Origin of the sequence: Enterococcus sp. UD-01 (genome assembly GCF_044909655.1) — a bacterium.
Lineage (GTDB): Bacteria > Bacillota > Bacilli > Lactobacillales > Enterococcaceae > Enterococcus_L.
In genome coordinates this window covers 115,350-129,968 of record NZ_JBIYEU010000001.1, presented here as the reverse complement: position 1 = coordinate 129,968, position 14,619 = coordinate 115,350, and the positions used below count along the sequence as shown (strand labels likewise).

Sequence of the window (14,619 nt, the reverse complement as noted above, 5' to 3'; positions counted from 1 at the left end):
TCTAAGGGACGATATAGCCTTGTCCAACCTTGGTTTCAATATAGCCTTGAATCCCCGCCTGTTCAATTTTTTTGCGCAAACGATTGATGTTGACTGTTAAGGTATTATCATCAACGAACCGCTCATCCTCCCATAAAGCCCGTAAAAGCTTTTCTCTCGTTAAAATCTTCCCGTGCTTTTTAATTAAAATATACAATAATCGGTATTCATTTTTACTTAAATCTATGACTTCACCGTTAATTTCCATGCTTCCATTGTCAACGTTCAGCGTGATGCCGTTGTGTGTCATTACTTCACTGCCCACTTCTGAGTAATTATAAGAACGGCGCAGCAAGGCGTTGATTTTTGCGATTAGCACATCCACTTGAAATGGTTTAGTGACAAAGTCATCTGCTCCCATATTCATCGCCATAATCATATCCATATTGGTATTGCGGCTGGAAATAAAAATAATCGGCACCTTGGAAACCTCCCGAATCTTTTGGCACCAGTAATAGCCATCAAAGACAGGCAAATTAATATCCATTAAAATCAATTGAGGCTCTTCTCGTTGAAAGTCATCCAGCACTTGATTAAAATCCGTTGTGCCAAAGGTGTCAAACTGCCACTTTTGTAATTCTTCGCTGATTAGTTCACGTATCGTCGCTTCGTCTTCTACGATCATTATCTTCGCCATTGTTTTTCCTCCAGTAATTGCTGATTCTATTTTACCTTATCAGAATTGATTCGTCATTCATATAGGACTTTTAGCCGATTTCTGAGAAAGAAAACAAAAAAACTATGAAAAAACCGCTTGAAACAGCTTTTCATAGTTTACATTTACTTCATTATAAGGCTGCGATAATGTTATTCGTGATATTGGCAACCGTTAGCCCGTTTTCTTCTAATAGTTCCGCGGTTTTATAGCGGTCGTGAAAAGCTTTGTCTAAACCATAATTTTGAACTTTAAGCCCAGAATTGCCTAAATAGCTGGCCACGGTTTGACCATATCCGCCATCCAGAATACCATCTTCTAGTGTCACAACGACTTGATGGGCTGATTCTAATTGATCAAGCAGCGCAGTATCTAGTCCAGAGATAAATTTGGGATTAATTAAGGTAGCTTTTATATCATGCTTTGCAGCCAACTCTTCAGCGACTGCTTCTGCTAAATGATAAAAATTACCGATGCCGATAAGAGCAACATTGGTTCCCGCTTGCCTTACTTGATTTTTGTAAAGTTTGCCATAATCTGTAGTATCCTTATAGCCAATTTCTTTTACTGGCCCTACCGGTACGCGAATCGCTACGGGATGCTCTGATTGTTCAATCGACCACTCAAGCATAGCCAAATGCTCTTCTTTTGAAGTCGGCGCTAAGTAAACTAAGTTGGGAATATGGCTTAAAAACGGAATATCAAATATACCTATATGACTTTCATCATTCATACCATTTACAGATGCGGAATAGACCAGAATTGTTCCCGGCAAATCATTTAAGGCTAAATCATGAGAAATTTGATCGTAGCTCCGCTGCATAAAGGTTGAAAAAACAGCCCAAACTGGCTTTGCACCATTTTTAGCGAGTCCAGCCGTCATCGTAGCTGCCTGTTCTTCGGCAATTCCTACATCAACAAATTGCTTGCCGACTTTTTTTCTTTGCTCTGCATTAAAGAGAACCATGGGAGTACCAGCATTTACAGCAACTACTTTAGGATCAGCGGCCATTTTTTTCAGCAAGAAATCGGTCGTAATACTGTTATAAGTTTCCATTTGTCCATTAGCACCTAGATAATCGCCGGTTTCTAAGCTAAAAGGACCCCCTGCATGGAATTTTTCACGGTTTTCTTCAGCGAACTTGAAGCCCTTTCCTTTGATGGTATGCACGTGAAGTAAAACAGGATGCTCAACATCTTTCACTTGCTCAAACAGGTCAATCAGAGCAGTCAAATCATTGCCGGCATCAAGATAATAATACTCAAAACCGAGTGCTTTGAAAAAATTATGCTCAACCTTCCCGTTTGCTTCTCTCAAGGCACGTAAATTGTCATAAATTCCGCCATGATTTTCGGCAATCGACTGATCGTTATCATTGACGATCACAATTGTATTCGTTCCTTGTTCTACGATATTATTTAGCCCTTCGTAAGCCAAGCCTCCCGATAATGAGCCATCACCGATCACAGCAATTACGTTGCCCTTTTCTTTTTTTAAATCACGGGCTTTAGCTACACCATTTGCTAAGGAAAGTGACGTGGAGGTGTGACCGACTGTAAATAAATCATGTTCACTTTCTTTAGGATTGGTATAACCGGAAACATCCTCATAATGTGCGCCGTCAAGAAATGCCTGTGCGCGTCCTGTCAACATCTTATGGATATAAGACTGATGTGATACATCAAAAATAAATTTATCTACTGGTGAATCAAATACATAATGAAGAGCCACAGTCATTTCAACCACGCCTAAATTTGGCCCACTGTGACCGCCATGATGACTGATTTTTTGAAGTAAAGCTGTTCGCGCTTCTGCCACAAGTGTATGTAGTTCTGCCTTCGTTAAACCTTTTACGTCTTGCGGACTTTGAATTTTTTCTAACAACATAAAACTGCCCCTTTCTTACCTTTCTATCATACTCCTTGAAGTCAACTCTAAGTCAAGGGTCAAAAAATATTTTTTACTTTAATTTTTATTTTTCTAAGTGGTCGTATTCTTGATCGGTTACAGGCTCGCACCATTCTGAGGTTCCGGCAGTAATAGCAATATGGGCAAACCAGCTTTCCTTTGTCGCGCCATGCCAATGCTTGATGCCTTCTTTAATAATTACCACGTCACCAGCCGTTAGAAATTGCGGTGCTTGTCCAGCCTCTTGATACCAACCTTCTCCGCCAGTCACCAACAGTAGCTGATAGCCATCATGATGAATATGCCAATGATTACGACAGCCAGGTTCAAAGGTGACATTACCAACATTTACGGAACCATTGGGAGCTGCTGCCAGCATTTCCAAATAGCTTTGGCCAATAAAATATTGCGCATAAGCATCATTTTTCGCTCCGACCGGAAAAATAACTCCATTTTTAATTTCTTCAAATTTAGCCATGATTTTTTCCCCTTTTATTAATCGTTGTATATTTCTTTTGCTAGGTTAAATGCCGACCAAGCTTTTGGCCAACCCACGTAAAAAGCCAAATGAGTAATGACCTCAGCGATTTCTTCTTGTGTAATGCCATTTTGCTTACCAATTTTTAGATGTGCAGGTAACTGTTCAATGTTGCCGCCTGCTATTAAGGCTGAAATGGTAATTAAGCTTCTTTGATGCGGTGCTAATTCTGCTTCTCGTGACCAGACTTCTCCAAATAAAACATCATCATTTAATGCAGCAAATTTCGGTGCAAAGGCGCCTAATTGATCTCTACCTGCTGTTTGTTTTTTTGCCATACTCGTTTACTTCCTTTCTTTTTCACAATAATAGTGTCTTAACCAATTTTTAACTGCTTCATCTGCTTTCATAACACGTGACCCTCGTACCGGCAAACCGACTTTCACACAGGCCGTCGGATAGCGTTTTTTCAAGACGATTAAGCTTTCGCCAAAGCCGGAGCCCTCGTGAGTGCAGAAGGGATACAGCTGCTTTTCGGTCAGTAATAACTGCTTTAAAAAACTGTCAATGACCAATGGATAGCTGCTCCACCAAGTTGGAAAACCTAAAAAAATCACTGACTCATCAGAGAAATCATGCGGCAGTGCTTTGATCTCTGGTAGCAGCTGTTTTCCCTTTTCCAGCTCTGCCCTTATCAAAGTTTCTTTATATCTCCTCGGATAAGGTGCCACAGGTTCAAGCGCATAAGTGGAACAATTCAGTTGACAGGCGATTTTTTCAGCAAGACATTGCGTATTACCGGTAACAAGATTTTGCATACTGCCGTCTACCAAATTTTCCTGTGCTCTGGAAAAATACACCACAACGGGCATAGCCTCACCTTCTCTCATTGGATAGCTTCATAGTACTGCGCTCATCGAAAAAAGTATAATACTTAATTGAACCTTCTTTTATGCCTAAAAAGCATAGAATAAAGTTTTCTCTTTTTTACCAGTAAAACCAGCAATTAAACAAGTGACCCATAAGGCGCTAATCTTGCAAGCTTGCTCAGTTTACAAATTAAGGCTTACTATTTATACTTTTAGAAAAGGAGCTGATTTTCAATGGAACTAACCATCACTGAACCAGCACAACAGAGGCTGATAACCAAGTTACACAACGATACTTCATTTTTGTTAATCTTAAACGATGGCTCCAATCCTTATTCTTCAGCAGAAGGCTGCTGTCTTATCGGCGATCGCTTTTTAATTGTACCGACAAACGAACCAATTGATCCTTTTACAAAACGCATTGCTAATAAAGATTACCAAGTTTATACCTCGGATTATGATGCCATCTTTTTAACAGGAAAACTTGTTTTAACTCTTCATCCGAATTCTGGAACACTGGTTTTGAAAAACGAAAGTGGAATATTAGACAACAATGTGGCAATTAAAGAGTCGACTACTAACTGATTCACATAAAAAAGGAGTCTGAAACAAACGGATTAGTTTGTTTCAGACTCTATTTGTTTATAGACGAAAAGAAAACATCAGCTCACTGTAAACAGAGTGAGACAATAGAAACCTCCTTCCTACAAAAAAACACAGAAATTTCAATCCTCTCACCTCTAAACAGAGTGAGACCGTTAGTTAATTCACCTCTTGGATTATTACCAACATTTCAATCCACTCACTCTAAACAGAGTGAGACGAGGAATTTGAACGACTAGCACAAGGACTTGACATTTCAATCCACTCACTCTAAACAGAGTGAGACGTGGATGATAATCTAGTGTTTACCACCAAAAATGAATTTCAATCCACTCACTCTAAACAGAGTGAGACTGGCATCAACCATTTTACTAGCTGCTTTTGTCCCATTTCAATCCACTCACTCTAAACAGAGTGAGACGGCAATAAAGTTCAACTGATGCGTTCATATTTTGATTTCAATCCACTCACTCTAAACAGAGTGAGACAGAAATCCCTTTGAATATAAAAAAAGGTTTTGTTGATTTCAATCCACTCACTCTAAACAGAGTGAGACAGGGCTCAAAGCAGCATTACCCAAGTACAAAGATATTTCAATCCACTCACTCTAAACAGAGTGAGACGTTGTTAATGATGGCTCCGGTTCAAATTGGCAGATTTCAATCCACTCACTCTAAACAGAGTGAGACCTAGTTGATTGGTGCAATGAGCGTGGGCTTGACCATCATTTCAATCCACTCACTCTAAACAGAGTGAGACGACATATTGCTTTTATGGCTAACAAAAATTTTATTATTTCAATCCACTCACTCTAAACAGAGTGAGACTGATAATACATTAGAACAATCAATCTACGAGCAAATATTTCAATCCACTCACTCTAAACAGAGTGAGACTTTGAGCCATTTAATCAACTCCTGCTAATACTGAATTTCAATCCACTCACTCTAAACAGAGTGAGACTAAGATTATGTACGACAAGGGATATATGGGAGAATTTCAATCCACTCACTCTAAACAGAGTGAGACTTTTACGCCGTTACTAAAATCAATTGACGGACTTTTATTTCAATCCACTCACTCTAAACAGAGTGAGACGCTTGTGCATCGGTATGAGTAGCGAGGCTTGGGAAAATTTCAATCCACTCACTCTAAACAGAGTGAGACTGTAAGCTCGTTCGAACTCATCTTTCTCTTTTGAGATTTCAATCCACTCACTCTAAACAGAGTGAGACAGTTTCGGATATTCCATCTTTAGGATTAAGAACATTTCAATCCACTCACTCTAAACAGAGTGAGACTTAGTAAATTTAGACGATTTAAAAATCTTAATGGCTATTTCAATCCACTCACTCTAAACAGAGTGAGACAATGGTAAATCAGTATTTTTAGATATCGTTAGCATTTCAATCCACTCACTCTAAACAGAGTGAGACCGTGATTTCGCATAAATTTATGCCAAATCCAATATAAATCAAACTATTTTCTCGCGATAAATTAAGATTCGATGAGAAAAAAGAGTGCTTTTAGTCAATTTTTTGTACTTTTTTGGTGCGAATCCCCCAGAGTTTTTATGTGCACTTAGGGTTCGCACCAAAAATGAAAAAGAAAGTTATTTACGTAGGCTTTCTTTTTAGTTTACCATATGCTTTAACAGCTTTTCTACAAGAAATTAACTACAATCTTTTTTTATAAACGATTGTTGGTGTGATATTTCTAAATAATTTTTTGTTTATATTAAATCTATTTTGTCAAAAATTGAAGAAGCCGTTGTCTTTAAAACTGCATTCAGCTCTTTAATATTTTGTTTTCCGTGATTTTGTAGCCATGCCACAGCATCAGAAGTACCGTTTCGTACATAAGGTTCAATGACATTTGCCCAAGTCGCTCGCCCGCATAAAACACCATTAAATGTTGAGCCAGCTTGCCTCGCAAAATTTAACGTTTCTTGAAATAATTTAGCACTAACGCCGGCACTTAGAAAAATAAATGGTACATCCGTAGCATTACTTTGTTCTTCAAAATAAGCTTGTGCCTGCTCTTTTGTATATACTGACTTTTCACCAAAGCCTGCTACAAAATTTATGTTTACAGGAACTTCGACTTTTAATACATCTACGTTATAAGCTGGTTTTGAAAATTCCTTCATCGCTTCAATAACTTTATGCGGCTTCACTTTTGCATATTCTAGGGACTGATTGTCTGAATTGTTAGCATCATAAGATAGAATTTCTAAGAAAAAAGGTAAGCCCTCTGCCAAACATTCAGAGCCAATTCGTTCAATATACGCCTGTTTTTGATGATTAATAGCAGCAGATTCATCTGCATCGTAATAAAGCAAAAATTTACAGGCATCGGCCCCCGCTTCTCTTAAGCGTTTCACTGACCACACGGGCAAACTATCTGGCAAACGTCCTGAAGTTGTTGCATCATAGCCCGTTTTTTCATAAGCTAACAGTAAGCCGCAAGCTGAGTCTCTCAGTTGGCTAGCCGGCAATCCATATTCCGGATCTAACAAAATAGCTGAAGCATAAGGTGTTAATTCTTGAGAAACCAACTTTTTTAGCTGGATAATATTTTGATCAGTTGCCGTTTGATAGCGACCAATCATTTTTTTTAAAGCGCCTCTTTGGTCAATGGCCAAAGCACTTATAATCCCACGCTCGTCAACTAAATTTTTTAGTCTTGAAAATTTTTCTTTACTTATTTTTTTCATTCCAACCTCACCTTTTGTTTGTTCTGTTACTATTTTGAATGACTTTTATATCTTTTAATAATTCATCTACATCAGAAAAATCTGTCAATCCTGCTACTTGAGCAGTCGAGCTTCCAGCGGCAACACTTTTCTTTAAAGCAGCCAGTTCATCTTCCCCATCTAACAAACTACCAATATAGGTTGCTAAAACAGTATCTCCTGCGCAAGAGGTATTAATAGGTTTAATCTTAGGTGCTGTGACTTGGATGAGTCTATCAGAGGTTATCAATAGCGCACCCTCGCCGCCCATCGTGAGCAGCACTTGCTGAACGCCTGTTTCGATCAATTGCTCTGCCAATACGACCAGCTCCGGTATAGAAAGATCTTCTTTGTCAAACCAGCTAGCTAATTCCGTTTCGTTTGGCTTAATGCAATAGGGTTGATAGTTGGCACATTCTTTGACAATTGGACTGCTGACATCCAGTACAAATTTTATTTGCTTTTCATTACAAAGCTGAGCAATTTTAACCAGTAATTGATCTTGAATACCTGGCGGATTGCTGCCGGAAAGCAGCAGCAAGTCTCCTGCATTCATTTTGGAAATTTTCTCTAACAATAATCGTTGCGCTTTTTCTTCAACTACAGGGCCAGGATTGACTAATTTATACTCATGCTCTGTTTGCTCATCAAAAGTAAACACATTAACCCGCGTCTCTCCCTCAACAAAAATAAAATCAGTGCCAATTTCCGCTTGATCCACACCATTTTCAACAAAACGCCCCATATAGCCTGCTAAAAAACCTAGCGCAGTATTAGCATGTCCTAAAGCCTTTAAAATGAATGACACATTAATGCCCTTGCCATTTGGAATTAATTCTGAACGACTAGTACGATTGACTTGTTCAGGCGAAAATGTTGGCGTAGAAATAAATAAGTCAATCGCTGGATTTAACGTACAAGTATAAATCATCGGCTTACTCCGCGCTCATATCAACGATAATTCGGTATGAATCTGGTGAAATCGCTGCTTCCATGCCAGCTACCACCTCTGATAAAGGATAGCTTCCTGCAATAAATGGTTTCACATCTACAATACCTTCATTTAATAATTTCATCGCTGTGATAAAATCCCGCGTACTTGAATTGGCACTGCCAACCACCTTGGTCATACGGCGGTGTAGTTGATTCGGACTAAGCGCAATCGGAGTATCAGGATGATAAGAACTATAAAGAACAACTCGACCATACAAGGCACTCATTGCAACAGATTCCTCTGCTAATTTGGACACACCTACTGTATTCAAAATGACATCAGCTCCTTTTCCATTTGTTAACTCTTTGACCTTAGAAACGGAGTCTTCCTGAGTTGGATTGATTAATTCTGTAAATCCTAATTCTCTTAAAAGGGCTAAACGTTTTTCGTTAGGCTCAATAACAATGACACGAGCTCCTTTATTTTTAGCTAAAACCGCATGAAAGGCTCCCATAATACCCGCACCTACCACTACTACCGTTTCACCAAATTGAATATTGGCTATTTCCACACTGTGCACCACACAAGATAAGGGTTCCGTTAACGCGGCTTCTTCATAGCTTAATTTGTCGGAAATCTTAAATAATTTACTCACTGGCACTGCTAAATATTGAGAAAGACCGCCCATTCCGCGAGTATCCAAGCCGCCAACTAGATTTTCATAATTGAAGTTCTCGCAACTGCCTTCTTCACCAATACGGCAATTTTCGCACTCGCCGCAAGAAGTCAATAAACCCACTACTACCCGATCATTTACTTGCCAAAGTTTCGGGTCAATATCTGCTCCCACTTCGACAATAATACCGGCTTCCTCATGACCGCCAATAAAAGGAAAATCTACTTGATTGATTCCTTGGTATACACGCTGCTCCCAAGTGCATAAGGCACAAGTTTTCAACTCTACCAGCACTTCATTTGGTTTAGGCGTTGGTTTTTTAATATCGAGTACCTCTAATTTGTTTGTTCCAGTAAAAATTGCTGCTTTACATGTTTCAGTCATCTTCTAAGCTTCCTTTCTTTTAAAAAATTCCGACAATCGCACCAACTGCTGAAATGAATACTAAAATCAACAAGACCAGGGTTGATTTCATTTTTCTATTTAAGCAAAGTAAGGCGATCATGGTTACTGCTAACGGCAGCATTCCCGCTAACAATTTATCGAGAATATCCGTTTGAACATTAAGTTTTAAATCACCAAATTTGAATACTAAGCTAGTGCTTAGATTGACATAGTTGGCAGTCAAGGCTCCAATAACAACACCACCCATGATTTTGGCACCCAGCATTACTTTTTTAAGCAAATCACCGTTCATTAGCTTTTGAATGCCTTCTTTACCATAGTTGTAGCCTTGCATCCAAAGATAATAAGCAATTCCCAACATAATGGCGAACATAGAGACAATGTAAAAGATTGGTCCAAAAATATTTCCTTCCGCCCCAATACTAATGGCAATTGAAAGTAAGATTGGTACTAAGGTTCCTTGCCACAATGTATCGCCAATACCAGCAAGAGGTCCCATTAAACCCGTTTTGATTGAATTAATGGCATCTCCGGTGATTGGTGCACCACTAGCTTTTTCTTCTTCTAAAGCGATGGTTAAACCACCGATAATCCCGCCAAAATGCGGTTCAGTATTAAAAAATTCTAAATGACGCTGATAGCTTTCCCGTAGAGCTGTATCGTCATCTTTATACAGCTTGTTTAATACCGGCAACATCGCGTGTAAAAAGCCGGAAGATTGCATGCGTTCATAGTTATAGTTGGAGTGAGAAAAACACGTCCAGCGCCAAAAACTTCTTTTTATTTCTTTTTTAGTTAATTTTGTAGTTTCTGCTTTTTCCATTTTGATAAACCCTCCTTAAGCTTGATTGGTTTTGAAAAATAGCTGTGTATAGACAAAGGCAACAATAAAGGCTAAAATCGACACAGCAATTATTGGTAATTTTAAGTAAACGGCTAATACAAAACCAAGGAAATAAAAGACGGCAGTATCTTTAGTCATAATTGATTTCAAAATCATCGCTACCCCTAATGCCGGTAAAACGCCGCCTATAACTTCCAACACATGGAGTGGCTTGCCTTGCAACGCATCCAAAATATCTTTCACCGCTCCTGAACCGAAATAAACAATAATAAAAACGGGGATAACTGAGATCAACAGTAAGAAAATTTGTGGTACAAACATTTGAATACGATCAATTTTTTTCGGCTTTAAATCATCTGCTGCCTTATCAATCATATGCAAGAATGAAATGTCAACCGTCATATGAGCAATCCAGATAACCGTTCCTAATAAACCAATGGGTACTGCCATTGATACAGCAACTTCCGGTGATGCTCCAGCCGCCATAGCTAGGGCCGTTCCCAAAGTACCCGCTAAGCCCGGGTCCATTGGCACTGTCCCACCAGCTGAAATATAGGCTAAATAAGGAAGACTGATCGCCGCGCCAATAATACAGCCTTGCACAACATCCCCTAACACCAAACCAACTAAGGTTCCGCAAATTAATGGACGCGCCAATACGGTACTTCCGAGTAAGGTTAACCACGGCGTACCATTCACACTTAAATAATAGATAAGTCCAATTAACAACGCCTGTAAAAGATTAATTTCCATTGTTTTCGCTCCTTCTTACTATAAATATTGTTCAATCGTCACTTTCTTTTCTTCAGGTATTACTTGCACATATACATTGATTCCAGATTCTTTTAACTCTCTAAAACATTGCCGTTCAGCATCACTTACAGAAATGTTGCGATACAATTGCGAACGATCTTTGCGAGCTCCCATGCCACCAACATTTAAAGCGTCAATTTTTACCCCTCCTTCGACAATTTTTTTAATAACCGCAGGATTTTTTGCCAAAATAATAATTTTATTACTGTCTGGTTCTTGCAATAAATAGTCAATGGCTTCAGTTTCTGTGAAAATACAAACCTTAATGCCTGTAGGCGCTGATGACGACATAATCATCTTTAAAAAGTCGTCCTGAGCAACTTCGTTATCGATAATGACAATTTCATTTGCTTTAGTTTCGTGTACCCAGGCGGTCATCACTTGTCCGTGAATTAAGCGGTCGTCAATGCGGGTAAATACGATGTTTCTCATAATGGTTCCTCCTTAGAAAGTGATTTTGCTTCTGTAAATAATTCTTTGATGCCTTCTTGCCCTGTCTTGAGAATGTGAATAGTCAACTCATCTAAATCCATTGCTTCTCTCATTAAAACGCTTTCGATAAACATTGAAAAATTAACACCAGAAATAGAGCGATAATCAACCTCCGGAAGCTTTTTCACACAATATGCAGTTGCTTTAAAAGGACTTGCTCCGTAAAGATCTGAAAAAACTAAAACCCCCGATCCGTCATTTAATTCTTTGATTTTTTTAGCTGTCCGATCATAAAACTCATCAATATTGTCGCCTTCGTAGAGTCCTAAAAAATCTACTTTCTCATTTGTGCCGACAATCATCTTGCCACTTTCAACAATACCTTTTGAAAGACTACCGTGGCTTAGTACTAATATTCCTATCATATCCTCACCCTTTCTTTTCATTTTTATATAAAGCAAATTATGTGCCAAAACAACGCACACACATAAAAAGCAATAATAATCAGCACGAATAAAAAGACAGGCCAATGTGTAACAACTTAAATGTCACAGTTTTTACCATACTTTATGTGTGCAGAACAAAAAAAGACCTGTTACAGATTATCTGTAACAGATCCTTTTACAAAAAGCCTTTTATAATTTTAGTGATGTAAAGCAGCTCGCTGTCAGAAATTCTGGTACCAAATACCCGTTCTGCTAAGCTCATCTCTGCTTTTACCACTTGAAAAATACTATCCTTTTCAGCTACCTTAACAGTAAAAGACAAACTCTCTTGACGAATAGACCGTTCCAGCATACCGAGGCAATGAAAGTGAAATTTAATAACCAGAGTATCAATAATTTCGAATTCCAATCGCTGCGCAAGTGATATTAGGATTTCATCTAAAGCTTCTGTCGCTTTGTAGACATTTAAAAAGGTGACGCTCTTTTCCAACGAATTATAAAAGAGATGATCTTTATTTTTAATCAGTCTTCGGCTAGAATGGTCGAAGATAGTTCTTCCTCTTCGATTTCCCAGATAATAAGTATTTTCTTCGAGTAATTCACTTACCAGCTGCTTAATTTCTAGATTTGCAAACAAAGCCTTTCTGGTGGCTTCAATAATAATTGGCGAGGTCACATTATCGATCATCGAAATTTCAATTCCAGTCTCTTTAGTAATTTTCCCCGGAAAGGTTGCAAAAGATCCCATATCTGTTAACAATAAAACACCTGATCCGTTATTGATTCTTTTAACCGCAGCTACCGCTTTTGTATAAATCGGTTCCATTGTTTCCTCCAAAGGAAAATCCAAGCCTTCTGCATGATTTACTCCCAGCAACTCATTCACCATTTTCGCCAGATTAGTCGCCACTCCTCGCCCATGCATCAAAATCAAAATACCAATTGGATGCTGCCGGACATTTTGATAAATTGTTGCTAGAAATAGTTCAATTATTTCCTGCTCCTCCAATGGAATTTGAATCCCAATCTTCTCTTGTATTTCAGCACTCAATTGATCAGCATATTTTTTAAATTTCGTTGCAGAAGTCGTCTCAATGATTTTTTTCGTATGATAAGGAATTTGATTCGTCTGTAATTTTAAAGTCAACGCTTCAATATGCAGCGCCAAATTATAAGTTACATGAGGATCATTGGTCACTTTGAGTTCCTTAGAAATTACTTTCATCGTCTTTTCGACAATTGCTAAAATCTCTTTTGACACAAGTTTTTCAATGCCTTTATTTATCGGTTGTTTAATTTCTTGTGTCTCGTTGCCAACTTCGAAAAAATCGTCAATAAATGAACGGATTTTTTGCTGGATTTCCTTTAAGGAACGTCCTTCTTTCAGCAGAGTGGAATATCTTTCCAAAACAGCTTGATAAAACGAGGATTCATTACTAAGCGCTTCTGCTGTTATTAAGGAAAAGGTCTGTGTGGAACGCTGTTTTTCCCCTTGTAAATAGCTGGCCTCTTGTACTAAAGCATTATCTTTGAAGGAAAGAGTTTCATTTGTTTCAAGCTGATCAACGGTGATATAGATTTCCTTTTTCCCTTGAAGCATGGCTTGAGAAAATTCCTTTGCACATAAAATTTGAATATCATTTTTTAGCTGACCAATATTTCCCGGACACGCATAGTTCGCTAAATAGTCAATAACGTTTTTGGCAACTTTAATTTCATGTGTCATTTTTTTTGACTCAATACAAAAAAAGTAATCAATTAGCTGCAGCCGCTCAGTCATACTGCGATCTTTCAAATTCGGCAATGTTAAAACCATTGGAAAACGACGGTTAAATGTCTGCAAAAGTGTATCATTTATATTTTCCGTCGTTGCACAAATAATTAATATATTTACTTTTCGCGCAGTGTTCGTTTCACCCAAACGTCGAAATTTTTGCGTATCAATAATTGTAAACAACATTTCTTGACCTTCCGGAGGTAAACGATGGATTTCATCCAAAAACAAGACACCTTGATCTGATTTTTCAATAACACCTGCTTTATCATTCTCTGCACCTGTAAAAGCGCCCTTTACATAACCAAATAAAACCGATAATAACAGCTGCGGGTTGTTAGAATAATCAGCACAATTGAAGTGAATAAAAGGACTAGTACGATTAAATCGTCCAATCTCTTGACCATACTGAAACATAAGCTTAGCAAATGTGCTTTTCCCAACCCCAGTAGCACCTAATAGAATAGTATGTAAACCATTTGGTGGATACATAATCGCTGCTTTTGCAGAATTAATTTGTGCATTTAAACTACCATTTGTACCAATGAATTCAGAAAACGCATTCATTTTTTTCAAAGCTTCAATTTTTGTGTCTAAAACAGTCGCCTTTGTCATTTTTATGTCTTTTTTGAGCTGTGACGAAGACAGGTCTTCTGCATACGAATAGCGAACAGGTTTGCCCCTTTGTTTTTTTATTTGTCCGCTTCTGACTAAATGGTTCAGTTCTCGACTAACGGCTGTACGGCTAATAGCTAACTGCTCGCACACCTCAGCAGTCGTAACCGAAAAAGTGCCAGCTTTTTTTTGCTGTTTCACAAACAATAATATTTCTTCTCGTCTACTCATAAAAGCGCCTCCAATTCAAGCTTCTCTTCTGATTATAATTTATCCAACTAAAGAGTCAAGCTCGTTTTATTCAGGAAATCGAGTGGTACATAAGATATCAACGAACAAAATCAGCTCTTATTTCTTAAAAGAAAATCCTTGAAATCAGAAAAATAGAAAAAT

At 38.3% G+C, this 14,619-nt stretch carries 14 protein-coding genes and 1 CRISPR repeat array; of the genes, 1 reads left to right on the top strand and 13 read right to left on the bottom strand.

All coding sequences use genetic code 11. The features are described 5' to 3' along the window. Position 1: 1 nt before the first annotated feature. The 5 genes from sapR to ABH902_RS00665 all read right to left on the bottom strand — a co-directional run bounded on the left by sapR (position 2) and on the right by ABH902_RS00665 (position 3,971). Positions 2–676 (bottom strand): two-component system response regulator SapR, encoded by a 675-nt coding sequence (sapR, locus tag ABH902_RS00685; RefSeq protein WP_404588604.1) that lies wholly within the window; start codon positions 674–676, stop codon positions 2–4. A gap of 151 nt (positions 677–827) precedes the next feature. After that, positions 828–2,582: a 1-deoxy-D-xylulose-5-phosphate synthase gene (locus ABH902_RS00680; RefSeq protein ID WP_404588603.1), complete on the bottom strand. Its 1,755-nt coding sequence runs from the start codon at positions 2,580–2,582 to the stop codon at positions 828–830. A gap of 85 nt (positions 2,583–2,667) precedes the next feature. After that, complete coding sequence (locus ABH902_RS00675; RefSeq protein ID WP_404588602.1) at positions 2,668–3,081, bottom strand: cupin domain-containing protein; 414 nt, start codon at positions 3,079–3,081, stop codon at positions 2,668–2,670. A 17-nt stretch (positions 3,082–3,098) separates the two neighbouring features. Next, entirely contained in the window at positions 3,099–3,419 is a 321-nt protein-coding gene (locus ABH902_RS00670) for a carboxymuconolactone decarboxylase family protein (RefSeq protein WP_404588601.1), read from the bottom strand. Between the two features lie 6 nt (positions 3,420–3,425). Next, positions 3,426–3,971, bottom strand: coding sequence for a flavodoxin (locus ABH902_RS00665; protein ID WP_404588600.1), 546 nt, complete (start codon positions 3,969–3,971; stop codon positions 3,426–3,428). A gap of 213 nt (positions 3,972–4,184) precedes the next feature. Between ABH902_RS00665 and ABH902_RS00660 the strand changes: the two genes are divergently transcribed. Further along, positions 4,185–4,535 carry an iron-sulfur cluster biosynthesis family protein gene (locus ABH902_RS00660; RefSeq protein WP_404588599.1) on the top strand — a complete coding sequence of 117 codons (351 nt, stop codon included), beginning with the start codon at positions 4,185–4,187 and terminating at the stop codon, positions 4,533–4,535. A 70-nt stretch (positions 4,536–4,605) separates the two neighbouring features. Then, positions 4,606–5,989: direct repeats of the CRISPR family, unit length 33 nt; unit sequence ATTTCAATCCACTCACTCTAAACAGAGTGAGAC. Between the two features lie 296 nt (positions 5,990–6,285). Here the strand turns inward: ABH902_RS00660 and lacD are convergent. The 8 genes from lacD to ABH902_RS00620 form a co-directional block, all read right to left on the bottom strand. Further along, positions 6,286–7,269, bottom strand: coding sequence for a tagatose-bisphosphate aldolase (gene lacD / locus ABH902_RS00655; protein WP_404588598.1), 984 nt, complete (start codon positions 7,267–7,269; stop codon positions 6,286–6,288). Positions 7,270–7,276: 7 nt separating this feature from the next. Continuing rightward, positions 7,277–8,218, bottom strand: a complete 942-nt coding sequence (gene pfkB / locus ABH902_RS00650) for a 1-phosphofructokinase (protein ID WP_404588597.1) — start codon at positions 8,216–8,218, stop codon at positions 7,277–7,279. Between the two features lie 4 nt (positions 8,219–8,222). Beyond that, the gene (locus ABH902_RS00645; protein ID WP_404588596.1) at positions 8,223–9,281 is read right to left on the bottom strand and encodes a zinc-binding dehydrogenase; all 1,059 of its coding nucleotides are present in this window, start codon (positions 9,279–9,281) and stop codon (positions 8,223–8,225) included. A 19-nt stretch (positions 9,282–9,300) separates the two neighbouring features. Beyond that, positions 9,301–10,125, bottom strand: a complete 825-nt coding sequence (locus ABH902_RS00640; protein WP_404588595.1) for a PTS system mannose/fructose/sorbose family transporter subunit IID — start codon at positions 10,123–10,125, stop codon at positions 9,301–9,303. A 15-nt stretch (positions 10,126–10,140) separates the two neighbouring features. Next, on the bottom strand, positions 10,141–10,899 hold the full coding sequence (locus tag ABH902_RS00635) for a PTS mannose/fructose/sorbose/N-acetylgalactosamine transporter subunit IIC (RefSeq protein ID WP_404588594.1): 759 nt from the start codon (positions 10,897–10,899) through the stop codon (positions 10,141–10,143). 18 nt (positions 10,900–10,917) lie between these two features. Next, positions 10,918–11,391, bottom strand: a complete 474-nt coding sequence (locus ABH902_RS00630) for a PTS system mannose/fructose/N-acetylgalactosamine-transporter subunit IIB (protein WP_404588593.1) — start codon at positions 11,389–11,391, stop codon at positions 10,918–10,920. Beyond that, positions 11,388–11,864: a PTS sugar transporter subunit IIA gene (locus ABH902_RS00625; RefSeq protein ID WP_404588592.1), complete on the bottom strand. Its 477-nt coding sequence runs from the start codon at positions 11,862–11,864 to the stop codon at positions 11,388–11,390. Before ABH902_RS00625 ends, ABH902_RS00630 begins: the two co-directional genes overlap by 4 nt. 148 nt (positions 11,865–12,012) lie before the next feature. Beyond that, complete coding sequence (locus tag ABH902_RS00620) at positions 12,013–14,457, bottom strand: sigma-54-dependent transcriptional regulator (RefSeq protein WP_404588591.1); 2,445 nt, start codon at positions 14,455–14,457, stop codon at positions 12,013–12,015. Positions 14,458–14,619: the final 162 nt, after the last annotated feature.